General features: G+C 38.7%; 23 protein-coding genes, 1 tRNA gene and 2 pseudogenes. 10 read left to right on the forward strand and 16 right to left on the reverse strand.

Annotation, left to right across the window (positions count from 1 at the left end):
- Window positions 1–135: pseudogene (locus GQR55_RS20210) on the forward strand (IS4 family transposase); the annotation flags it as partial.
- Between the two features lie 42 nt (window positions 136–177).
- Here the strand turns inward: GQR55_RS20210 and GQR55_RS14905 are convergent.
- From GQR55_RS14905 to rlmE, 9 genes and pseudogenes are all read right to left on the reverse strand, one after another.
- A pseudogene (locus GQR55_RS14905) lies at window positions 178–1,385 on the reverse strand (IS256 family transposase).
- 212 nt (window positions 1,386–1,597) lie between these two features.
- On the reverse strand, window positions 1,598–3,223 hold the full coding sequence (locus tag GQR55_RS14910; RefSeq protein ID WP_166421230.1) for a methyl-accepting chemotaxis protein: 1,626 nt from the start codon (window positions 3,221–3,223) through the stop codon (window positions 1,598–1,600).
- A 199-nt stretch (window positions 3,224–3,422) separates the two neighbouring features.
- Window positions 3,423–3,507: transfer RNA gene (locus GQR55_RS14915), tRNA-Leu, on the reverse strand.
- 81 nt (window positions 3,508–3,588) lie between these two features.
- The gene (gene secG, locus GQR55_RS14920) at window positions 3,589–3,942 is read right to left on the reverse strand and encodes a preprotein translocase subunit SecG (RefSeq protein ID WP_149591809.1); all 354 of its coding nucleotides are present in this window, start codon (window positions 3,940–3,942) and stop codon (window positions 3,589–3,591) included.
- Window position 3,943: 1 nt separating this feature from the next.
- On the reverse strand, window positions 3,944–4,693 hold the full coding sequence (tpiA, locus tag GQR55_RS14925; RefSeq protein ID WP_166421231.1) for a triose-phosphate isomerase: 750 nt from the start codon (window positions 4,691–4,693) through the stop codon (window positions 3,944–3,946).
- Window positions 4,694–4,764: 71 nt separating this feature from the next.
- A complete protein-coding gene (gene glmM / locus GQR55_RS14930) occupies window positions 4,765–6,114 on the reverse strand; it encodes a phosphoglucosamine mutase (RefSeq protein ID WP_007586638.1) in 1,350 nt (449 codons plus the stop codon).
- A complete protein-coding gene (folP, locus tag GQR55_RS14935) occupies window positions 6,114–6,959 on the reverse strand; it encodes a dihydropteroate synthase (RefSeq protein ID WP_166421232.1) in 846 nt (281 codons plus the stop codon). Before folP ends, glmM begins: the two co-directional genes overlap by 1 nt.
- A 78-nt stretch (window positions 6,960–7,037) precedes the next feature.
- Window positions 7,038–8,981: an ATP-dependent zinc metalloprotease FtsH gene (gene ftsH, locus GQR55_RS14940; RefSeq protein ID WP_166421233.1), complete on the reverse strand. Its 1,944-nt coding sequence runs from the start codon at window positions 8,979–8,981 to the stop codon at window positions 7,038–7,040.
- Window positions 8,982–9,047: 66 nt separating this feature from the next.
- Window positions 9,048–9,677: a 23S rRNA (uridine(2552)-2'-O)-methyltransferase RlmE gene (gene rlmE / locus GQR55_RS14945; protein ID WP_007586629.1), complete on the reverse strand. Its 630-nt coding sequence runs from the start codon at window positions 9,675–9,677 to the stop codon at window positions 9,048–9,050.
- 88 nt (window positions 9,678–9,765) lie between these two features.
- Between rlmE and yhbY the strand changes: the two genes are divergently transcribed.
- A complete protein-coding gene (gene yhbY, locus GQR55_RS14950; protein ID WP_002963153.1) occupies window positions 9,766–10,062 on the forward strand; it encodes a ribosome assembly RNA-binding protein YhbY in 297 nt (98 codons plus the stop codon).
- A gap of 80 nt (window positions 10,063–10,142) precedes the next feature.
- Here the strand turns inward: yhbY and GQR55_RS14955 are convergent, their stop codons facing one another.
- The gene (locus tag GQR55_RS14955; RefSeq protein ID WP_166421234.1) at window positions 10,143–10,646 is read right to left on the reverse strand and encodes a histidine phosphatase family protein; all 504 of its coding nucleotides are present in this window, start codon (window positions 10,644–10,646) and stop codon (window positions 10,143–10,145) included.
- Entirely contained in the window at window positions 10,643–11,797 is a 1,155-nt protein-coding gene (locus GQR55_RS14960) for a serine hydrolase domain-containing protein (RefSeq protein WP_166421235.1), read from the reverse strand. The genes GQR55_RS14955 and GQR55_RS14960 overlap by 4 nt, the downstream gene beginning before the upstream one ends.
- 112 nt (window positions 11,798–11,909) lie before the next feature.
- On the opposite strand from GQR55_RS14960, the gene GQR55_RS14965 reads away from it, so the two are divergent.
- From GQR55_RS14965 to GQR55_RS14990, 6 genes are all read left to right on the forward strand, one after another.
- Window positions 11,910–12,713, forward strand: a complete 804-nt coding sequence (locus GQR55_RS14965; protein WP_166421236.1) for a hypothetical protein — start codon at window positions 11,910–11,912, stop codon at window positions 12,711–12,713.
- A gap of 180 nt (window positions 12,714–12,893) precedes the next feature.
- Window positions 12,894–13,676 carry a MipA/OmpV family protein gene (locus tag GQR55_RS14970; protein ID WP_240916874.1) on the forward strand — a complete coding sequence of 261 codons (783 nt, stop codon included), beginning with the start codon at window positions 12,894–12,896 and terminating at the stop codon, window positions 13,674–13,676.
- On the forward strand, window positions 13,666–14,049 hold the full coding sequence (locus tag GQR55_RS14975) for a DUF3019 domain-containing protein (protein WP_166421238.1): 384 nt from the start codon (window positions 13,666–13,668) through the stop codon (window positions 14,047–14,049). The genes GQR55_RS14970 and GQR55_RS14975 overlap by 11 nt, the downstream gene beginning before the upstream one ends.
- 24 nt (window positions 14,050–14,073) lie before the next feature.
- Entirely contained in the window at window positions 14,074–14,778 is a 705-nt protein-coding gene (locus GQR55_RS14980; RefSeq protein WP_166421239.1) for a response regulator transcription factor, read from the forward strand.
- A 19-nt stretch (window positions 14,779–14,797) separates the two neighbouring features.
- On the forward strand, window positions 14,798–16,090 hold the full coding sequence (locus GQR55_RS14985) for an ATP-binding protein (protein ID WP_166421240.1): 1,293 nt from the start codon (window positions 14,798–14,800) through the stop codon (window positions 16,088–16,090).
- Window positions 16,091–16,294: 204 nt separating this feature from the next.
- On the forward strand, window positions 16,295–17,650 hold the full coding sequence (locus GQR55_RS14990; protein ID WP_166421241.1) for a sodium-dependent transporter: 1,356 nt from the start codon (window positions 16,295–16,297) through the stop codon (window positions 17,648–17,650).
- Window positions 17,651–17,890: 240 nt separating this feature from the next.
- On the opposite strand, the gene GQR55_RS14995 is transcribed toward GQR55_RS14990, so the two are convergent.
- Both GQR55_RS14995 and GQR55_RS15000 read right to left on the reverse strand, forming a co-directional pair.
- Window positions 17,891–18,340, reverse strand: a complete 450-nt coding sequence (locus tag GQR55_RS14995) for a GNAT family N-acetyltransferase (RefSeq protein ID WP_166421242.1) — start codon at window positions 18,338–18,340, stop codon at window positions 17,891–17,893.
- Window positions 18,341–18,412: 72 nt separating this feature from the next.
- Window positions 18,413–19,156 (reverse strand): sporulation protein, encoded by a 744-nt coding sequence (locus GQR55_RS15000; protein ID WP_166421243.1) that lies wholly within the window; start codon window positions 19,154–19,156, stop codon window positions 18,413–18,415.
- Between the two features lie 265 nt (window positions 19,157–19,421).
- Here GQR55_RS15000 and GQR55_RS15005 point away from each other — a divergent pair, with 265 nt between their 5' ends.
- Both GQR55_RS15005 and GQR55_RS15010 read left to right on the forward strand, forming a co-directional pair.
- Entirely contained in the window at window positions 19,422–20,996 is a 1,575-nt protein-coding gene (locus tag GQR55_RS15005) for a cation:proton antiporter family protein (RefSeq protein ID WP_166421244.1), read from the forward strand.
- 350 nt (window positions 20,997–21,346) lie between these two features.
- Window positions 21,347–21,562: a DUF3820 family protein gene (locus GQR55_RS15010; RefSeq protein ID WP_166421245.1), complete on the forward strand. Its 216-nt coding sequence runs from the start codon at window positions 21,347–21,349 to the stop codon at window positions 21,560–21,562.
- 118 nt (window positions 21,563–21,680) lie between these two features.
- Here GQR55_RS15010 and GQR55_RS15015 read toward each other — a convergent pair whose 3' ends face one another.
- The 3 genes from GQR55_RS15015 to GQR55_RS15025 are packed head-to-tail and all read right to left on the reverse strand — an operon-like array spanning window position 21,681 to window position 24,041.
- Window positions 21,681–22,928, reverse strand: a complete 1,248-nt coding sequence (locus GQR55_RS15015) for an ATP-binding protein (RefSeq protein ID WP_166421246.1) — start codon at window positions 22,926–22,928, stop codon at window positions 21,681–21,683.
- Window positions 22,929–22,953: 25 nt separating this feature from the next.
- The gene (locus GQR55_RS15020) at window positions 22,954–23,646 is read right to left on the reverse strand and encodes a response regulator (protein ID WP_166421247.1); all 693 of its coding nucleotides are present in this window, start codon (window positions 23,644–23,646) and stop codon (window positions 22,954–22,956) included.
- Between the two features lie 14 nt (window positions 23,647–23,660).
- Complete coding sequence (locus GQR55_RS15025) at window positions 23,661–24,041, reverse strand: DUF3019 domain-containing protein (protein WP_206012112.1); 381 nt, start codon at window positions 24,039–24,041, stop codon at window positions 23,661–23,663.
- Window position 24,042: the final 1 nt, after the last annotated feature.

The raw sequence follows: 24,042 nt of genomic DNA on the forward strand, positions 1-24,042 counted from the left end.
GTCTCCCCGCTGAGAATTAGTTTTGTCATGGCTTTGCGGGATATACAGGATGAAATACTCTGGTGTGCCATCGCTTCGCCAGGCTCAATTCCAAAGAAATTAAGGGCAATGCGAGAACGAGTGAAACGTTGTATTCGAGCCTGTAACGGATTCTGTGTAACTGCCCGTTTTTAGATTTTAAATATGCTTACTGAGGCGTTCCTCAAATTCAATGATAAAACGACTCATTGCATTACGCCAGTCTCGAATTGGCATCGTCCATTTTTTCGACGCCTCTTTTATTGCCAAATAAATCATTTTTCTTGCAGAATCGTCATTTGGAAAGAGCTTACGTTTTTTAATCGCTCGACGAATAACGCTGTTAAGTGATTCAATAGCATTCGTTGTATAAATGGCTTTGCGTATTGCCTCAGGGTAATTAAATAGCGTATTTAGATTATCCCAATTCGCACGCCATGACTTGACTATTTGAGGGTACTGACTGTCCCATTTATCTGCAAATCGCTCCAACTCTAGCAACGCTTCTTATTCTGTCGACGAACGGTAAATCAACTTTAAATCTGCCGTAACGGCTTTATAATCTTTCCATGAAACATATTTCAATGAGTTGCGAACCATGTGCACTATGCACAACTGAATATGTGTTTGCGGGTAAGCTGTATTTATCGCATCAGGAAAACCTTTCAGGCCGTCTACGCACGCGATTAAGATATCTTCAAAGCCCCGTTGACTTAATTCAGTGAGCACACCTAGCCAGAACTTAGCGCCTTCATTTTCAGAAATCCATATGCCAAGCAGTTCTTTATGACCATCAATATTAATACCTAAGGCAAGGTAGATAGACTTTTTGATAACGCGCTTATCTTGGCGTATTTTTACAACCAAGCAGTCCAAATAAACAATAGGATAAATGGCATCCAGTGGCCGGGATTGCCATTCTGTAACCTGCTCCATCACAGCACTGGTTACACGTGACACCAATGTAGGAGAAATATCAGCGCCATACCACTCATCAAATGCATTAACGATATCGCGGGTGCTCATACCTTGTGCATATAGCCACAGAATCTTATCATCCATTGAAGTAAATCGAGCTTGATGCTTTTTAACTAGCTGTGGCTCAAAAGAGCCTTCACGGTCACGGGGCGTATTAAGCTCAAACTCACCGTCTTCCGTTTTGATGCGCTTGCTTGTTTTACCATTTCGGCTATTGGTGTTCGTGGATTTACTGTGTTTTTGATAGCCTAAATGCTCATCCATTTCTGCATTAAGCGCCGCTTCAACCGTTATTTTTTTAACATCTGACTAAATTGATTTAAATCGTCAGGTGTTTTAATGCTTTTAGCTGCTTCTTTTGCAAACACTTCGAGTTCTTCTTTATTCATGTTCATCGCCTAACCCTTAAACTCTTGATAGAGTAAATTATGATAGGCAGTTACACAAAATTAGTTACACCCTCTTATATTCTTCCAGAAAAAAGAAAACGGCCCAAAAGTAGGACCGTTCGAATATCAAAAACTCGGTACACCATTAAGTCAAAGCATGCTTAACTGAATGGTGTTAACCCTTGGGTGGTTTTTTATATACTAACTAAGCCCTACTCAATTCTAAATTTAGCTGTTGCATCTAATAGATTATCAGATAAATAGTGTAGATTTTTAGCTACATCACGTACAGCAAGTAGTGAGTCCATAGTATCTTCGAACGATACATGCATATTTGACACATTATCTACTACCATAGCTGCAACGGATGTTTGTTCCTCAGTCGCTGCTGCTATTTGCGAATTCATACCATTAATTTCTAACATTTGCTCTGCGATTTTCTCTATTGAAATACCTGTTTTTTCTGCGGCTGTAGCATTATCTGTTGCCATATCACGTGCTGAAGTCATAGCAGCTACAGATTCATTTGCGGCAGTCGTTAATGATCCCAATAGTTCACGTATTTCATTAGTAGAATGTGCAGTGCGAGAAGCCAGTTCACGAACCTCATCTGCCACTACAGCAAAGCCTCTTCCATGTTCACCTGCTCGTGCAGCTTCAATAGCAGCATTAAGAGCAAGTAAGTTTGTCTGATCTGCAATAGACGTAATTACATTCAAAATCTGCGATACATTTTTTGTATCGTCCGCAAGCTTATTAATAGTCCCTGCAGCTCGATTAATTTCATCACTGAGCGTACGAGAAGCGGTAACTGACATCTGTACTTGTGTACGACTTTGTTCAACTTCTTTCTCGGCCGTTTCAGCAGCGTGAGAAGCGTTAGCTGCAGATTCTGAAATATCGCCAACGCTTTGTTTCATTTCTTCCATAGATTGTTTAACAATTTCAGCATCAGTGGTTTGCTTTGTTGTTGCACGTTCTGCTTGTTCCATACCTTGAACTAGTCGTGTTGAGTTTTCCATTAAAGGTTCACACACAGCAATAACTTCAAGTACGGTTTCTCTCAGTAAAGAGATAAACGCGTTAAAGTTAATAGAAACTTGGCCTATTTCATCTTCTGAATTAACAGACAATTGTGTACTTAAAGAGCCATTACCACTTGCTAATAAACTCAAATTATTAGCTGCATCACTAGCAGATGAACCTATATTTTTAGCAATCCAAATAGCCATAAATAAAAGTAAAATTAATGAAACAATGGAAACCGCTAACATTAAAGTTAATGCTTCATCAGAACGTGTTTTAGTATTGGCAACAAGTTCAAAAAAACGATTGTCGGCTTTTTGTTGGGCTCCTTTAAAGCTTTCTAAAACAGAGTTATACAAATTTGTTTTAAGCTGTGCCTGTTGTTGAATTTTACTATAATCAGCAGTACCGTTAACCATACCCGTAGCAATATTTGAAGATATTTTTTCGTAATCCGACAACTCATTAATAATATCGTTGCTAATGTAGGAGCTGTTCAGTTGCGTTATTAAAGTAATATTAGATTCTATCGTTTTATAGACCTCATCCGCTTTAATAATAAGGTCTTGCTCACCAAACGTAACAGCTTGAGTATAAAGCTCGTCAAGCTTTTCTAAGAGCCCTACGTTTTCCGACGTTATTTTTACTACTTTATACGATGAACTACTCATTTCATCGAGAGAAACCTTGTTATCATTCATAGCCAAATAGTTTATCAATACGATCACTATAAAGGCCACTACCGCAATGCATGTTATTGCATGTATTTTTTTTGTTATGCTTAGGTTTTGAAAAGAGAAGCCTGAAGCCATACTGTGCTACCTTATTTTATTGTCTATATTTGTTATCGGCTTGATATCTATAAGTGTGAGCTAAATTTGTAATTTTTCTAGTTTTTTCTAATAAATAGAAGAATTATTTCACAACAAGCAAATAATGTTCAAAAAACACTCACAATATATTTCAAGCACAAAAAAACCAGTAACATCTCTGTTACTGGTTTTCACAATTTGGTGCGGATGGGGGGACTTGAACCCCCATGCCCTAAAGCACCACCCCCTCAAGGTGGCGTGTCTACCAATTCCACCACATCCGCATTTTCTAAGCTTTCACTTAATTGTTAAACATGTGATTTATTTGAGGAATATAAATCGTTTAACGATAGCTTTACGCTAAATTAGTTCGGCACGTCAGAGCTTTGCCCTTTCGTAGATGTTACTGGAACATCTTCTTCAACAGGAACTACCGTTTCTACTGCTGGAGCTTGTTCTAGGTTTTCCCATTCGTCAGTCTTTTTAATTTGACCAGCCGTTAAGTTACCTAACACAATGCTTAAAACAAAAAATACCGTAGCTAAGCTTGTGGTTGTTTTTGTCATAAAGTTACCAGCACCTGACGAACCAAAAACCGTGCCTGATGCGCCAGCGCCAAATGAAGAACCCATATCTGCGCCTTTACCTTGTTGAATTAAAACCATTCCAACTAGAGCCAAAGCCACAACTAAATAAACTACTAATAAAATTTCGTACATCTTATACAGTCCCTTTTGCACTGTTACAGATCGCAGTAAAAGATTCTGCTTTTAGACTTGCGCCGCCAATTAAGCCGCCATCTATATCTGTTTGTGCAAATAATAATTCGCTATTTTTTTCATTAACGCTACCACCATATAAGATGGTAAGCCCTTGTGCTAAATTGCTATCAAGTGATGCAATTTTGTCACGGATAAATTTATGAACAGTTTGTGCCTGCTCTGGCGATGCAGTCTTACCTGTGCCTATGGCCCAAACGGGCTCGTATGCTATCACAGAATCTTTCAGTGCTGCTACACCTAATTTCTCTATTACTGCATCAATTTGTGCAGCAACTACTTGTTCGGTTTGACCGTTTTCTTGCTCACTTTCACTCTCGCCTACACACAAAATTGGTGTTAAACCAACTTTCTGTGCTCTAGCAAACTTTTCAGCGACTGTTGCGTTACTTTCGTTATAAATACTGCGGCGTTCAGAATGACCAACGAGTACGTAAGTTGCACCTAAATCTTTTATAAGCTGCGCATCTACTTCGCCAGTAAATGCGCCAGGCGTATTTTCAGAAACAGTTTGAGCTCCTGTAGAAACACCGCTAGCTATCATTGCTGGTACAAGTGGGAATGGAGGAAATAAAACAATGTCCATCTCTTGTGATTGTACATCGTTAATAGCGTCAGACATTTGTTTAACTAACTCTAAAGAGCCATTCATTTTCCAGTTGCCTGCGACCATCGCCTTGCGTATTGCCATTATCCACTCCACATTAGAAAGCGGGCGAGATATTAACTTTTCTCGCCCAAAGTTACAAGAGATTATTGTTATTAATCAGTTTGTTTGCTCATAGATTCTACAACAGCTGCAATTTTTTGAGCGCTGTCTATTACAATTTTTTCTTGCTCGGCTTCAACCATAACACGAACCACAGGTTCAGTGCCTGACTTACGCAGTAAAACACGCCCTTTATCGCCTAAAGCAAGCTCAACTTCTGCAACAGCTGAAAGCACTTCAGGTGCTTTTGTAGGATCAGTTCCAGCGGTATAACGCACGTTTATCATTTTCATTGGGTACTTGGTAAAACCAGCACCTAAGTCTTGTAATGTACGGTTTTGTGCAACCATAGCAGCCAGTACTTGCAAGCTTGATATAATGCCATCACCCGTGCTAATTAAATCTAGATTCAGTACATGGCCTGAGCTTTCGCCGCCAATTTTCCAGCCTTTCTGCTGTAGTAACTCCATAACATAGCGATCGCCCACTTTACTGCGAGCAAACTCGATACCTTTTGCTTTTAAAGCATTTTCAAGGCCCATGTTAGACATAACAGTGCCAACTACACCACCACCCAAATTATCATCTTGGGCTGCTTGGCAAGCAATAATATAAACCAGATCATCACCATCAAAAACACGGCCATTATGATCAACCATCATCACGCGGTCACCATCACCATCGTATGCAATACCTACGTCGGCTTTGAGTTCAAGCACTTTACGTTTAAGAGTATCTACGTGAGTAGCGCCACATTCATGGTTGATATTAACGCCATTAGGCTCGCATGCATGTGTTATTACTTCTGCACCAAGTTCACGCATAACAGAAGGTGCAATATGATAAGTAGCTCCATTTGCGCAATCGACAACAATTTTAAGACCTTCTAAAGATAGGCCCTGTGGGAACTGGCTTTTACAAAACTCTATATACCGGCCATCTGCACTGACTAAACGCGATGCTTTACCTAATTTGTCTGAGGCAACACATGTCATTTGCTCATCAAGCATCGCTTCAATTTCAAGCTCTACTGCATCATCGAGCTTTAAGCCTTGACCATTGAAAAACTTAATACCGTTATCGTAATACGGATTATGTGAGGCACTAATTACAATACCTGCCTCAGCACGAAATGTTTGCGCTAAATAAGCAACGGCCGGTGTTGGCATAGGACCCAATAATACAACATCAATACCAGCGGCAATTAAACCAGCCTCAAGTGCGGTTTCAAGCATATATCCCGAAATACGTGTATCTTTACCAATAATTACTTTTTTAGTGCCACTTTGTGATAATACTCGCCCTGCAGCCCAACCTAACTTCATTGCAAACTCAGGGTTAATAGGCGCAGCGCCTACAAGTCCACGCACGCCATCGGTGCCAAAATATTTTCTTTCTTTCATTATGCAATTCCTTGTTCGCAGGCTTGATATACACCAAGTACATCTGCGGTTTCTTTTACGTCATGTACACGAATAATTTTTGCGCCATTTTGCGCCGCGATTAACGCACCCGCTAAGCTGCCCGCTAACCGTTCATCTATATCTCTGTTTAATAAATTACCTATCATCGATTTACGAGATAATCCGGCCAATAATGGCAAACCTAATTTATTAAAATCGTCAAACTTAGCCAATATTTGATAGTTATGACTAAGCGTTTTTCCAAATCCAAAACCTGGGTCTAGAATAAGTCGTTCAAACTTAATCCCAGCTGTTTCACATGCTTTAATACGTTCACTAAAAAACATACTTATATCTGCAAACAAATTAACGTAATGAGGTGACGATTGCATGTTCCGAGGCTGCCCTTGCATATGCATTAAACAAATTGCTACATCTTCATACTGCGCAACCGTTTCTAAGGCGTCTATTTCTTGTAAAGCTCTAACATCATTGACTATATCTGCCCCTACAAGTATTGCTTGTTCCATTACCTGTGCTTTACTGGTATCAATTGAAATAACGCAATCACTGTGCTGACGTATCGCTTTAATAGCGGGGATTACTCGAGCAAGTTCATCTTCTAAGCTAACATCTGGCGCGCTTGGGCGAGTAGATTCTCCCCCTATATCTAAAATTTTCGCACCGTCATCTAATAATTGCATTGCGCGCTTTAGCGCTATTTTGGGATCTAAAAACTGCCCACCATCAGAAAATGAATCCGGCGTTACATTTAGTATTCCCATAATAACGGGCTTTTCAAGATTAAGCGTACGCCCTCTCGGAAGCTTTAATATGTTAGTCATTGCCAACCTTTATTCTTTTTCTAAATAGCTGATACAAAAAAGCCCCGAAGTTCGGGGCTTTCATTACTATTTTAACGATTATTCAGCTTTGTCATCAAGGTTTGTTTCATCTTTTTTTGATGAATCATCAGTCTTTTGACTTTCATCAGCAACTGGTTCTTGAGGTTCTTCCGCTTTTACCGGTTTAGCTTCATGACGGTCATGTGCATCACGCGGTTCACGTACTGGTTGGCGTGCCATTAAATCATCAATTTGCTTAGCATCAATAGTTTCGTATTTCATTAACGCATCTTTCATTGAGTGAAGAATATCAATATTTTCTTTTAATATTTCTTCTGCTCTTTGATAGTTACGATCTGAAAGTAATCGAACCTCTGCATCAATTACTTTTGCCGTGTCGTCCGATATGCTAGATGAACGACTACCGCCACCACCCATATACATTTCGTTCTGATCTTCAGCGTAAAGTAACGGACCTAGTTTTTCACTTAAACCCCAATGTGTAACCATTTTACGCGCTATATCTGTAGCTCGTTCAATGTCATTACTTGCACCCGTTGTTACTTTATCTGCGCCGTAAATAAGCGCTTCAGCAATACGGCCACCATAAAGGCTAGAAATCATTGATTCTAAAAGCTCTTTTGAATGACTAACACGATCTTGCTCAGGCAAGTACATTGTTACACCCAGCGCACGGCCACGTGGAATAATAGATACTTTATAAACTGGATCATGTTCTGGCACCATGCGACCAACAATTGCATGGCCAGCTTCATGGTACGCTGTCATTGCTTTTTCTTGCTCGCTCATCACCATGGTCTTGCGCTCTGCGCCCATCATGATTTTATCTTTAGCAGCGTCAAATTCAGCCATACTTACAACACGTTTATTACCACGCGCTGCATAAAGTGCAGCTTCGTTTACTAAGTTAGCTAAATCCGCGCCAGAGAAACCTGGAGTACCACGTGCTATAAGAGCAGCTTCTACGTTATCGCCTAATGGCACTTTACGCATGTGTACTTTAAGTATTTGCTCACGACCACGAATATCAGGTAAACCTACTTCAACTTGACGGTCAAAACGACCTGGGCGAAGTAATGCAGGGTCTAGTACATCTGGTCGGTTAGTTGCTGCGATAACAATAATACCTTCGTTACCACCAAAACCATCCATTTCTACTAGCATTTGGTTAAGTGTTTGCTCACGTTCGTCGTTACCGCCGCCCATACCAGCACCACGTTTACGACCAACAGCGTCAATCTCATCTATAAAGATAATACAAGGCGCCGCTTTTTTAGCTTGCTCAAACATGTCTCGTACACGTGACGCACCAACACCCACAAACATTTCAACAAAATCTGAACCAGAAATTGTAAAAAATGGCACTTTAGCTTCACCAGCAACAGCCTTCGCAAGTAACGTTTTACCGGTACCTGGAGGACCAACCATTAGTACACCTTTAGGAATACTACCGCCAAGTTTTTGAAACTTAGAAGGATCTCGTAAAAAGTCTACCAGCTCAGTAACATCTTCTTTCGCTTCATCACAACCTGCAACATCAGCAAACGTTGTTTTAATTTGATCTTCACTCATTAAGCGAGCTTTACTCTTACCAAATGACATAGCGCCTTTACCGCCGCCGCCTTGCATTTGACGCATGAAGAATATCCATACACCTATAAGCAGTATCATCGGGAACCAAGAAATAAATATACTTGCTAAGAATGATTGTTCTTCAGGTTGTACACCCTTCACATTTACATCATTTTTAAGTAAATCATTTATTAAGTCTTCATCGTACATTGGCATCGTTGTTTGAAAACGCTCACCACTGCTCTTAGTACCAGTAATATTTCCTGTACCGCGGTCGATAATAACTTCTTGTAAAGAGCCACTGCGGACATCTTTTACAAATTGAGTGTAACTTGTTTGACGATCAACTTGCTCGCCGCCATTAAAGCTCTGAAAGACTGACATCAGCACAACTGCAATCACCAGCCATAGTATTAAATTTTTCGCCATATCGCTCAAGGGGTTAACCTCTTGTATCCAATTAATTTAAATTCAACTAAACGCCAAGCAACTGTACTACAGTTTGTATCCAGTCGCTACTATATATACTTCCCGAGAACGGGCACGTGAGGCATCAGGTTTGCGTATTTTCACTGCTTTAAAACTATTACGTACGTCTTGCAAGTATTGATCAAAGCCTTCTCCTTGGAAAACTTTAACAATAAATGCGCCATTTTTCTTTAGTACTTGACTACACATATCCAGCGCAAGTTCTACCAAATACATACTACCCGCTTGATCTACTGAGTTATTGCCACTCATATTTGGTGCCATGTCAGAGAGTACCACATCAACATTTTTACCATCAATACGTTTTAACAACGCATTTAATACAGCCTCCTCACGAAAGTCACCTTGTAAGAAGTCAACACCCGCAAGTGAATCCATCGGCAATATATCACACGCGATCACTTGGCCTTTGTCACCTACTTTTTCAGCCAAATATTGAGACCAACTTCCTGGAGCCGCCCCTAAATCAACAACTGTCATACCTGGACGAAGTATTTTATCTCTATTTTGTACTTCATCTAATTTAAAAACCGCTCGGGAACGCCAGCCTTTTTTTTGCGCTTCTTGAACATATTTATCATCAAAATGTTCTTTCAGCCATCGCTGTGAACTGGCTGACTGTTTTTTATTTGTCATAAATTAACACGCAACTAATTAGTAATATTCTCTAGATGGCGTTAGAATACCCTTAATTCAAGCCATATTCAGCAAAATTTGTATAAACATGACATTATCAAACAAACAAAAGCAGTTTTTAAAAGGTCAGGCACATAGCCTTAAGCCTGTAGTTTTACTAGGTTCTAACGGTTTAACCGAAGGCGTAGTAGTAGAAATTCAAAGTGCATTAGAAATTCACGAATTAATCAAAGTTAAAGTTCCAACTGACGATCGTGAAACAAAAGCATTAATTTTTGAAGCAATCGTACGTGAAACTGGTGCGACTAAGCTACAAACGATAGGTCACACTATTGTGCTTTATCGTCAAAGCGTTGAGAAAAAAATACATTTACCGCGTAACTAATTATTCCTGTTAAAGGATTTAGTGCGTTTAAATTAAAAAAACCAGCTTAATGCTGGTTTTTTATTATTTAACATTTTAAATCAAAAACTCATTTTATGATGGGTTACATCATATTCGCTACCATTACTACTGCGCTTCTTATTCAATATAAAGTACTGAGAAAATTGTGTTTCACTCATTGCTGGCACTTTTTCATTCGAAAGTAGCTCGGCTAGTTGCGGTGTTGTATTACTGTGCCCAATAACAACAACTACACCTTTTAGTTTTAGTAACTCATTTTTTAAATCACTTAGCTTACCTGCGTTATACACATTTATTTTGGTATTAAAATGTGCCTGCAAAGGTGCGGCTGTTTGCAACGTGCGTTTATAGTTGCTGCTAAAAAGATGTATATTTTGATGTTCTTTAAACAACGTAACTAAATTATTTGCACGTGCCTTCCCCTCTTCTGAAAGCGCTGGATTTTTACCCGTTAACTTTTCGCTATGACGAAACAAATATATCTCATCAGGTGCTGCAAACACTAAACTACAATTGAATGACATGATTAAAAAAGTGATTGCTAATATTATTTTATTCTTCATATTTTTTCACCTCGTTTGTATTCTAATAGCCTGTCGATAAATTCAGTCGTTAGCTCATTGATTACGCCGGTTTCAGCATTAACTATTAAGCTAAAACCAATATTCAAGTGAGGAAATACAACCACATCACTTCTGTACCCCTGAACCCAACCACTATGATAATAAAGCGTTTCATCGGCATAGTTATAAACACGCCAACCTAAACCGTAATAGGCTTCATTAAGGTGTTTTTTCCACACCCTGCGATACATTTCTTTTTTTGTGTGAGTGTATGGGCGTGTTTGTTTTGCCAATGTATCTAATGACAAAACATCAGGATATTGCCCTAACTGCGCTTTTAACCAAATAGCCATATCACTTGCGCTCGCATTTACACCGGCTGCTGGGCTCACTTTATAGTAATTTTTTTTAAGCTTAGCGCTATACCAACGTTTTTTACCACGCACATGCGGTAGCGCGTAATTTTTGTCATTCGTCATTGATTCAAAGCCTAAGCTGGCATCACTCATTTTTAAAGGCTCAAAAATAGCTTCTCGTAACCACTGTCCGTAACCTTTATCGGTGCTTTGTAATATTACATCACCTATAAGGCTAAACATTACGTTTTGATAGCCATAGCACTCACCTGGTTTGCAAATAGGTTTAACGCTAAGTAACTTTTCGACAATTCCGGGGTAATCCATACGAGACTCAATTAAATTATCGTATGCATTAGGCACTAACCCGCTTGAATGGCTTAAAAGATGAAACACCTTTAAATTATCTTGATAAACAGTCCCTTTAAAATCAGTTATGTATTCGCTAACAGCTTTGTCTAATTCAAGTAAACCATCACTGGCTAATTTAGCTGATAACGAACCTGCAAATGTCTTCGAAACAGACGCGAGTCTAAACCGAGTATGCTTATTAACTTTTTGCCCGCTGCGTGTTTTAGTAACACCCATAGTGTGGATGTAATCAGAGTTGTTTATATTCACAATCGAAAGGGCTGCACCGGGTATACCTTTACTTTTTAATTTTTTTTGTGCGTAACGGCCGTACTTTTTTACAAATGCATCCCAATCAGGATCTGCTTTTGCTGCAAAACTCACAGAGCTAAACAACAAACACAAAGCAGATAGGCAATACAATAAAGAGTTGAGATACTTCATTTTTATAAATTTTATCTTTTTAACTACATCTGCGCAGATAATATCATGAAGTTTTGTTTGTACTAACGTACAATACGACGATTATTTGGTTTTAAGCGAGTGTTTAGTACTTATGCGTTTTTTAGTTGTGTCACTTTTTATTTTATTATCAACTGGTTGTGCTATTACAAAGCAACCGGCCGAACCACTGGCCATGCCATTAAAGCCAACATTAAAAAGTCAGACCTATCAACTTGAGTACACCACAGAGCACTCATCTCCAAAAGTTAAATCGGTTCAACTTCCTGCACATAAAGTAGTTAGAAACCAAACAGTAAAAATTATTACCGGTAAGGCAAGCGTAACCGATAAACTTCTATCGCAAATTAGCCAAGCTCTTAACGACAAACAGCTAAAAGTAACAACTAAAAATAACAGCGACTATACACTTACTATTCAACAACTTGACTTAACTTTCACAGACGATACCAAGTACGCAATAAAGCAACCAGAGAACCCTTTTCCCTTATACTCAAATATTGCACAGCAATATCCAACCCAGCAGTGCGCTGCAATATTTGCACAAGTTAGTATGCGTCTTACACACAAAGCGTCGGGTGATGTTGTTTGGTTTGCTAAATCCTCTATCGACAGTGCAAGTTTTCATCGTGAACCACTAATTTACAATTTCACTGAAGAGCAAAAAATAACAAATGAGCTTGAGGTTGTTGCTTTTGTTCATCAGCAAAACACTGATGAAGCTCGTATTGAAAGACTTGGCAAAGATATTCAAATTCCTCAGTACAAAACATTGTCAAAACTATCTAGCCTTACCAAACTTAGCGGTCCATGTAACAGAACAGAAGTAAGCGCATTAACACCTATGATGCAGTTTTACCTAAGCAGTATATTAATCGATAAAATTAAAGTTCAGTAGGTTTTAGCCAGCTTGCGCTTACACTTACTACATTTTTTTACAGATTAAAGGAACGAATTAACAATATACTACGCTTAATAACAAATAATAATTAGGCCCTTAGGGATGAGAAACGCTTTGCTTAACCATACTTTACTGAGCATAACACTGCTTTTTTGCTGCATTTTTAGCACATCGAGTATGGCAAGTAACCGCTATTATGCAGATAATACGTTAGAGCCAACTCAAGGTTTTGCGTGGGACTGGAGTGCAGGCGCGGGCTTTTATATTGAAGACTCTTACCTTGTTGGTATCGAATCTTACGATAAAGGCACTGAAATCGACTTAAGCCTTGCTGTTTCCTACGATAAATTTTATCTTGATTTCGATCACAATCAACTCAGTGGCGGCCTTGTAATAGGCTACAGTCTTATAGATAAATTTGATTGGGGCCTAGATATATTAGGCACAAATACTCAAGCTGGATTCGACGAAAAAGGCCTAGGATTTTATAACCATGGTGTTATAAGAGAACTCCAAGGTATAAAAAAACGTAATTACGACTTTGACGTTGGCCTTCGACTTTCTCGTCGATTTGAAAACTCACAGTTCTCTTTTGAATACCTTCATGATGTATCTGGCGCGCACAATGGCTGGGTTATAAACAGCTTTTTTAGTCATATTTTGCCATGGCGAAACTGGGAGTTTAGATCAGGTGTTGGTTTAAGCGCCTACTCTGCTGACTTTACCAATTATTATTTTGGTATTGATAGCGATGAAGCCACCAGCCTTCGCCCGGTTTATAGCAGCAATGCCAGTACTAGTATTATTTTTGAGTTCCATGCTGAGTACCCAATAAGCCAAGATTGGGTGTTTTTATCCGGCTGGCTTACAACATGGTTTTCAAAAGAGATTGACGACAGTCCAATTATTTCCCAGGGATATCAACACAAAGCCAAGGTAGGCCTACGTTATGTATTTTAGATGGATCTGTGTATTACTGATCTTCCCCAGTACCTTTACTGTTAAAGCGCAGGAGCCTCCTGAGGCACTCATCGCACTACCCGACACCTGCGTTGCACTGCGCGAAGGGCGAAATTGCTATGCCGATGTTACGCTTACATGGGAGCAACCGACTATTGGTAATTACTGCCTACGTGACGCCACCTCAAAGTACATAATGCAATGTTGGCTCAAGCAACAGAGCGGTACCTTTAATTATGCATTTGATTCACAGCAAAGTATTTCGTTTGAACTATTTGATAGCAATACGTCTAAAATAATAAGTATTGCCGAAGTAAAACTTCAATGGGTATATCAAAACAGGCAAAAAAAGCGCCGCTGGCGACTATTTTAATACCAATAGCATTAAGGATATTTTATGGATAACTACGGCACTATTTTACTTGTTGAAGACGATGTATCACTTGCTCAATGGGTTGCTGAATATTTAACAGAGCAAGGCTATACAACGCATGTTTGTCATCGAGGTGACGAAGTTGTTAGCCAGGTAAAAACGTTAAACCCAAATATTGTGCTCCTTGATATTATGCTACCGGGGCAAGATGGCATAAGCGTATGTAGAGAGCTTCGTAGTTTTTATAATTCGCCTATCATAATGCTTACTGCTCGCGATGAAGAAATGGATGAAGTCATTGGTTTAGAAGTAGGTGCAAGCGACTACATAATGAAACCTGTGCGTCCTCGTGCATTACTAGCGCGTATAAAAGCGGCCCTGCGTCAAAATAATGAATCTAATACCCCACACGTTAACGAAAGTGTTATTCAAGTTGGTTCGCTTAGTATTGATACCGAGTCTCGTAATGTAAAACTTAACGAGCAAGACATAAATATATCAAGCGCTGAGTATTTACTGCTTCATTATCTTGCGAGCAATGCGGGCCAAGTGGTCTCTCGTGATGCTGTATTTAAAGCAACCAAAGGTAGAGAATACGACGGACTTGATAGAAGTGTTGATGTACTTATTTCTGCACTTCGTAAAAAGTTTAATGATGATCCACAAAATCCAGAAAAGATTAAAACTATTTGGGGTCGTGGATATTTACTTGTTTCTACTGCGTGGTAATAAAGTGATGAATCAATAAATGAAAAAGTTTTATATATCGCTTCTTGGCAGTGCGCTTTTATCTATTGTGGTATTAGGCTGGCTTATTGATGCCTTTAGTCAGCAGGCGCACACTCCACAAGATGAATTTAGCCAGCAAAGTAAAATGATCACGGGTTTTAGCAAGCAGTTAGCTAATATACCCACATCTGAGCGCAGCGATTACGTAAAACAACTGGCGCTAGAGTTTGATATTTTAATTGATTACAAGCCAAATGAATCACTTGCTTTACCACCATCTTTATTATTACAAATGCATACACCGGGTGGACTGATTTTAGAAGATCAGCAGGGCTTTTATATGCTTTATAGCAGCGCCGTTTTAAACCCTTTTCATTTATCAATGCGTTTAGACAAAATAGTTGATATCGAGCAGCATAATGACATTGTACTTACCCTGCTATTTTACGCAGGCTTATGTGTCTTTATGGGGTTTATTATTGCGCCCTTAGCAAAACGATTAACTGTGTTAAACGAAGCCGCTAAAAAGTTTGCCTCAGGTAATGTTCAAGCCCGAATAAAAGTATCGCACTTTACCTATATAAAAGATGTAGAGCTTACCTTTAACCGCATGGCTAGCCAAATCGAGAAACTTGTTGCCGAAAACAAACTGATGGCCTCAAGCTTATCTCATGACATACGCACCCCTATTGCGTGTCTACGTTTTGGTTTAGATGCCGCATTAGATAGTCACAATGAGCAAAAAATAAAACAGTATTTAATGCGTATGGAAAATGATTTAGATCATATGGAATCTATGCTTAGTAGTTATTTAGCATTTGCCACACTTGAGCAAAACGCCAACAAGCTCACTTATTCTTCAACAAATATTAAACTCTATTTAGAAGATATTTTGATACAGCTTGCCCCTAAGCTTGAAATGCAAATGCTTAGCGTACAACTCAATAGCACTGATGAAATAATAAATGCAGATCTTCACTGGCTTGCGCGTGCAATTACTAACTTATTAACTAACGCATGTGATTTTGCAAACCAACATATTTACCTCAGTGCAAAGTTACACGAGCAACAGCTTATAATAACGGTAGAAGATGACGGCCCTGGTATCGCTCGAGAAAACTTTAGTAACGTATTTAGCCCATTTTTTAGAGAAGAAGATCATCGTAACAGAGCCGATAAAAGTTATGGACTTGGTTTAGCTATTGTAGCTAAAGTAGCTGACTGGCATCACGGCAGTGTTAAAGTAACTAAAAGTAATCAATTAGGCGGGGCGTGCTTTACCCTTATTATTGCTCAGCACCACAACCCGTAAAACAATTTTTACAGACTGTAATTAACAATTATTAAACAAAATCAACTCGTTATTTTAAACGTCTCGATAACAATAATTAAAACTGATAGGTATTACATACACTCTACTTATTAAATTGTGCAGTATCAGCAAATAAGCACTTTTTATTTATTTACATTTCCAGTAGATTGTCAGCGCCGTCACACAATAGAGAAGTACAATAATATGAGCGCAGTTAGAGGCGAGTTCAGCTCTCGCTTTGGTTTTATTATGGCCGCCGCGGGTTCTGCCGTTGGTTTGGGCAATATTTGGGGATTCCCTACACAAACAGCCAGTAATGGCGGTGCTGCATTTTTAGTCGCATATTTAGTGCTTGCGTTCTTTTTAGCCTACCCCGCTTTAATGGCTGAGCTGATGATTGGCCGTCATGGCCAAGCAAATGCGGTTTCATCGCTTCAAAAAATATCTAATAAGCCATGGCAAAAACATTTTGCCTTTATTGTCGGTTTTGGCGGTATTTTATGTGCTGGCTTTATACTCAGCTTTTACGCCATTGTTGCAGGTTGGATGCTTAGTGCTACAGCTGAGCCCATAGCCACCTTAGTCGGCGCCGACACAGCATCGACATGGCTAAGCGAGCAATCACTTACTCGAAACATTATATTCACTCTCGTCTTCATCGTACTAACTGTCGCTATTATCAGTAGAGGCGTAGAAAACGGGATTGAAAAATGGTCTAAACGATTAATGCCCGCTCTTCTCGGTATTTTATTTGCGCTCATTGCCTACGTAATGACACAAGATGGCGCAATGGAAGGTTTAAAAGCGTATTTGGTTCCTGATTTTTCATCTATTTTTGATGCACAGTTATTAGTTAGTGCACTCGGTCAAGCCTTCTTCTCGTTATCGCTTGGTACTAGCGTAATGATTATTTACGGCTCGTACATTAGCAAAAAAGAAAACCTTGTTTCTTTAGGTGCTTATGTAACCCTTATTGATGTATTTATAGCTTTTGTAGCGGGTTTACTGATTATTCCGGCCATGTATGTAGCACAAGCTCAAGGCGTTGAAATTTTCTCTGCCACAACGGGTAAACTACTCTCTGAAGACACATTAGTGTTTCAAGTACTCCCTGCTTTATTTGATGGTATGGGCGACGTAGGTTTATTTGTGGGCTTTTCATTTTTTGCGTTAATGAGTATCGCCGCTTTAACATCATCTATCTCAATGCTAGAAGCGCCTGTTTCATACACTGTGGAACGCTTTGCAATGAAGCGCATTCAAGCTACATGGCTAATCGGCGCAATCATTGCGGTTGTGAGTATTACAATTGTATGTAACCTTGGGAGCTTATTTGGTTTAGTGATTACTTTAACTACAAAAGTAGCTCAGCCTTTACTTGGCCTGATGTGCTGTATATTTGTAGGCTGGATTTGGTACAGAGGCTCATTACTTAAAGCAATTAAAGAAGGTAATCCTGAGGTCCATAACACCTTGTTTTGGAAAGTATGGCCTTGGTACACTAAGTTTGTGTGTCCACTTGCTATTGGTATGGTGTTTTTACACTCACTATTAAGCTAAATAATACCTTAACCTTAAAATAGTATTAAATTAAAATAGCCCACATTAGTGGTTTTTTTTATAACTCTTAAATTGGATTTATACCAATCTGCTTATATACGGGGTCTATTTAACATTAAGAAAATTACGCTAGAACTAGGCAAAAATTTTTGTATTTAGTTGTTCTAAATAAAAAATTTTTAACGACGTTATAGTGCAATTTAATTCGTTAAATTGATCAAAGATTTATTCAGGTTGGTATTATTTAGTAAGTTTTAAAATCATATCCTGATGAGGGATACCGTCTTCTAAATATTCACTTTTATAATCCTCAAAACCAAAAGAGCGGTAAAAATCAAGCAAATAAGTTTGAGCGCCTATATAAATATCTCGCTCAGGCCAGTGCGCTTTACAGCAGTCTATAGCTTCAGTAATAAGTAAAGTAGCATACCCATTACCACGCGCTCCTTCACTCACTAGCACGCGACCTATTGCGCTGTATTGCTCGCTTTTGTCATAACAACGCGCATAAGTTTGCAGTTGCCCATTATCCAATGTATATAAATGCCTTGTATTTAACGCAATATCTACATCATCAAGTTCAGGGTAAGGACACGCCTGTTCTACAACAAACACATCAATCCGCCCACGCATAATAGTAAAAAGAGTCCGGGAGTCGAGAGAGTCAAATTGCTCACATTCAAATTGCATATTATTAAATCCTATAAACAATAAACCCAGCCTAGGCCGGGTTTAATAAAATTATTCATTTGTTAGTTTATATTAAGTAAATAAGCGCTCTAGCTGGTCGCACAACTGCGATAAATTTACATGGTCATGCTCTATGGTTAAATCTACATAACCGTCGCTTCTAAAGGCTCTGTCTAGCTCTATAAGCACATGTGTTTTATGTGCCTCTGGTATAAATGATAATTCAATCTCTTGAATACCAAATAAGCTGCGACTATTTGGCTTATATTCGAGTTCTTGATAACAACCAGATAACGACTGAAAAGTAGAAGCGCGTAAATGACCTTTTTCTACATCCGCTTTCATCAAACTAAAACCTAGTTTATCCATTGCCTGCATACATGTTTTAACGGCTTCATTAGGGTAAATGTGTAAATGGTCTTTATCTGTTGGGTCGAGTGCTAAGTCTATGTCTAAGCCTGTTTCTAGCCATACATGAGATTGATTGTACCCTGCATTAATTTCTGTAATAGGTGTTTCAGAATGAAGACGTGCTTCAAAAGGAATATTTTTAACTTCGCCAGGCTCAATTGTACCAATATCAGTAATTCGCCATTGGTCAATCACATGGTTAGTAAAATAATCGCCATCATCACCCGCCACTTTAACGCGGGTCATTAGTAATAAATCTAAGCCCGCAATCTCTTGGCTAACATCACCTGCGGTAATGACTATTTGTGCGTTAAAAAGCTGACCTGGCTGCAGGCGCTCAGTTTCTAAAATAGTGTCTACTTTTGCAGCACCAATACCTACCGACGCTAAAATCTTTTTAAACATATATTCTCCTTAAGCTGAGCGGCTCTATTATTTGCTCCGGCTTAAACTTCTTCGTTATCGCATCTTAACCATATTTAAAAGCGGTTGTCAGTGAAAAAATGTTATTTACATACTATTTACGATTAAATACGTGTTTAATGTGCACTTTTTATACGTAACTGGGCAAGTAACTGATTAGACGCGTTCATTTTTAGGTCTATTTTTATTTTCAATGGTATAATTTTTTCGTTACACTGCAATCCCAAATGAAGTGATATTAAGAATTATGGAACTAATCTATTTTGCCGCCGCGTTTGTTTGTGGTTTTGCTGTTTATCAATTAAAACTACCTCCTCTTATTGGCTTTTTATTAGCTGGTTTTGCTTTAAATTTATCGGGTTATAAAAGCACAGAATTGCTCGACACAATTGCAGCTCTTGGCGTTACCCTTCTTCTTTTTAGTATTGGCTTAAAACTTAAAGTTAACAGCTTAATTAAACCCCAAGTATGGGCGCCTGCTACATTACATATCATTTTTAGCAGTGCGTTATTCAGTGGTTTTATGTTGCTGCTTGGCGTTTTCGCTATTCCACTGTTTGTTGATTTAAGTTGGCAAAGTGCTTTATTAGTTGGGTTTGCGCTTAGTTTTTCGAGCACTGTATTTGCAGTGAAAGTACTTGAAGAACGCGGGGAAATGGCAAGCCTACACGGCAAAATAGCCATTGGTATATTAGTAATGCAAGATATCTTTGCCGTTATCTTTTTAGCCATTAGTACCGGTAAAGTCCCAAATGTATGGGCAATTGCATTAATTATTGCTTTGCCTTTATTACGACCTGTTATGTATGGCGTGTTAAATCGCTCTAAACATGGTGAACTATTGCCATTATTTGGTTTTTTCTTTGCTCTCGTCGCTGGTTATCATGCTTTTGAATTTGCAGGGCTAAAAGGCGACTTAGGCGCACTTATAATTGGAATGATGTTTGCTCCCCATAAAAAAGCAGGCGAGTTATCAAAGTCTCTGCTTAATTTAAAAGACATATTACTAGTCGGCTTTTTCTTAAGTATTGGTTTAAGTGCAGAGCTAACTACTAATTCCTTGATTGTTGCCATTATACTTATTTTAGTGTTACCAATTAAAATAGCGCTTTATTATGTGTTCACTAACGTATTTAAACTACGTGCGCGTACGTCATTACTTACCGCTTTTAGTTTATCTAACTACAGTGAGTTTGGATTAATTGTATGTGCAGTGGCTGCAACTACTGGCATGATCACCTCTGAGTGGCTCGCTGTAATGGCAATTGCCGTTTCTATTACCTTTGTAATTGCTTCGCCACTTAATAAGCGTTCAAACGAGTTATACGTAAAAATAGAGCACTGGCTATTAAAATTCGAAAGTAAAACACGTTTAGCTGAGGAGCTACCCGTTAACCTTAACGATACTAAAATAGTCATTTTTGGTATGGGCCGTATTGGCACAGGTGCTTACGAAACAATAAACGCGACTCACCCAAATGTTGTTGCAGGTATAGATATAAAACCTGAGGTGGTGGACAAACACGTTAACAGAGGGCGCAACGTATTAATTGCTGATGCAACCGACCCTGACTTTTGGCAACGAGTAAATCATTCACAGGTAGAAATGGTTATGCTAGCAATGCCAAAGCATATGCAAAATATTTTTGCACTAGAGCAACTACAAGCCTCAGGCTATCAAGGTCAAGTAACAGCTATTGCAAACTACCCTGATCAACAAAAGGAACTTGAAGAAATGGGCGTTCACTCTACTTATAACTTTTACCTAGAAGCTGGTAGTGGTTTTGCAGAGCACGTTAAACAAGAGCTATTTAACAAATAACCTCTTTTTTGTAATATTGATCAATAACAAAGCTTTACATTAATAAGGCTTTGTTATTAGTTTTTAAATAAAAAGCAATTCTATTTACATTCCTTTACAAGCCAATTCTCCATAGTAATAAAAAACAGGTAGACTAGCGATGTTGGTTAAATAGAATCCATGTTCTAATAATAACTTAATTAGATCCCAGCTAATTGACATTCAACTAGGTTTATAATAATCAACATAAAATCATTAAATTAGAGGGCCTACTCCCTCGCAAAATAGGCTGTTTCTTGCCCGTCACAGCCTATTTTATATCTCTAAAATCCCTTACACTTACCCAAACTTTAAATACCCAAGTAATTTTTATGGATCCAAAACAATTAAAAATAGCGATAAATACCACAATGCCGTTTGGAAAATATGCAGGACGCCCGTTATTGCTGCTACCAGAACCTTATTTGGTGTGGTTTAACAAGCAAGGGTTTCCAGATTCAAAGCTAGGTAGCCAACTTGCGATAATGTACGAAGTAAAACTAAATGGCCTTGAGCAAATGCTGATGCCATTACTGGATAAAAGATAAAAGATAAAAGATAAAAGATAAAATAATTGAGAACTTTTTTGAAGGTACGCGGTCTATTATATTGCTACTTGTTGATTTTGGTTTTTAACCACAAAAAACGCGCCTCTTGGCGCTTTTTTTATGTCTTTAGTTTGAGAGGTAAACACACAATAAATTTTGCTCCGCCTAAACTTGAGCTTTCAACTGTGCACTCCCCCTGATGCCACGACACAATTTTAGCAACTATAGCGAGACCCAAACCAAAACCACCGGTACCTTTGCCCCTGCTTTTATCAAGCCGAGTAAAAGGTTTAAATACATTTTCTCGCTCAGCCGGGTCAACCCCTTCACCATCATCTTCAACAATCAATACAATGTGATTTGCCTCTTGTTTCAGGGAAATTTTAACCTGTTGATGTGTATACTTGAGCGCATTCCCAATTAAATTTTGAAATACTCGCGCCATAAAATGGCTATCGCAATAATAGATTAAATGATCTGGAAGATGTGTAGAGAGCGTTGTTCGCGCTTCAAAATTTAGCTTTTCAACAGTGGTTTTTACCAGCCCAGCTAAGTCACAGTTTATTGGCTGTAAACTAGGTTGTTGAGAGTCTAATCGCGCATACTCCAGCATTTCAGAGACAAGTGATTCAAGCTCACTAATATCCGTTTGCATATTTACTAGGTATTTTTCGCCTTTTTCATCAAGTATTTGTTCTTGTAGCATGACAATTGCAAACTTTAAACGCGCTAGTGGCGTTCTAAATTCATGCGACACCGATGAGGTAAGTTCTTGCTGCGCACTAAGTAAAAACTCAATACGTTGCTGCATTACCTTTAATGTATCGGTGATGGGTAAAAAGAAAGACTTAGAAGAATCATTTAACTGAAAATCTTGTAAACCCTCTACCGCTTCACATGCTTTACGAAGCTTTGCAAAATCGCGCCACAATAAAAAGCTCCACAGCCCAACAGGAATACCAACAATAACAAGGAGTAATAAATAGGGCCAAACAGAAGATGATTGCGGTGTTAATACACCGACCGGCCCTACTTGAAGTAATGAGTCATTACCAATATCTACATACCAAACAATGCGTTGTTGCTTATCGTATAAGTATAAGTAGTGATTTTGATCGAGCTGCGATTGTTGTTTTTGAGGAAGTATTAAATCGCGTCTATCAATCACTTTGCTTTCAAAGTTATGTTTTAGCTTTTTAAGACCATTGGGAGTTTGTGAGAGCAACCAGAGTGATTGCCCAAACTCATCGTCTAAGAGAACTTGCTGTTGCGACTCTTCATAAGGCCACAACTGCTCTATAACACCACTTACTACAAACAAAGAAACAATGATGTATAAGTATAAGCTGGTAAACAGTTTTCCCATTAAAGCCGACTAACCTTAAATAGTTCTAAAGATCCCACGCATCAGAAACAAATAAATAGCCTTGTCCCCATACAGTTTTTATACGATACGGCTTATCGCTGTTATCGCCTAATTTTTTACGAATTCGTGATACACGTACATCAACAGTTCTATCAAGTCCATCGTATTGACGGCCAATCATATGTTGGTGCACATGTTCTCTACTTAGTACTTCGCCCGCATTTGATGCTAATAACCATAGTAGCTCAAACTCGTGTGATGTTAATACAATCTCTGAATCACTTAGCTTTACAATGCGGCTTGTTTTATCAATAACTAAATCACCAAACTGAAGTTCTTCATTTGATTTTACGATTGGTTGCCCACGACGAAGTAATGCATTAATTCGTGCTAATAATACACGTGGCTCTGCTGGTTTTATAACGTAGTCATCAGCGCCAAGCTCTAAACCAAGTACTTGGTCAAAGTCTTCACCTTTAGCTGTTAACATTAAAATTGGCAGAGTAAATTTATCTCTCACTTGGCGGCAAACGCTAAAGCCATCTTTACCTGGCAGCATAACGTCTAAAATCATTAAATCGGGTGAATTATTTTCTAGGTAATTAAATACTTCGTCACCACGCTCTAACACTGCGACTTCAAGGCCATTATGTTCAAGGTAATCTTTTGTTAGTTGTTGTAAACCGAGATCATCTTCAACAAGTAAAATTTTTGGCATTAGTTGCTCCTAAATTAAAAAAAGCTCCACGGAGAGCGAAGCCTACGCCTATTTTTTTTAGCATGGGCGCTTTGTACTTCAACTTGTGTTTTTGCTATTAACACACCCGTATGAGGATTGATTAAGGAGTATATGGTCTCCACCTGAACACGCGCTTTATAATTAAATTGCCCTGAACGTTGCTGCTGCCAGCATTGAAGCAGTTGTTCCTGCTGATATAAACAGACATCACTATAGGCGTTTAATTGCCATTTAAACTGTAAATCAAGATCGCAAAAATCCTGCTGTTCAGAAACGACGCAGACTTTTGGAGAAACATTAAAAACAGGGGTTTGTGCCATACTAAAGCCACTAAAAAAAGTGGCCATAAACACAACTAATATTGAATACTTCATA

Source organism: Pseudoalteromonas sp. Z1A8 (genome assembly GCF_011378855.1).
In the GTDB taxonomy this organism is placed as follows: Bacteria; Pseudomonadota; Gammaproteobacteria; order Enterobacterales; family Alteromonadaceae; genus Pseudoalteromonas.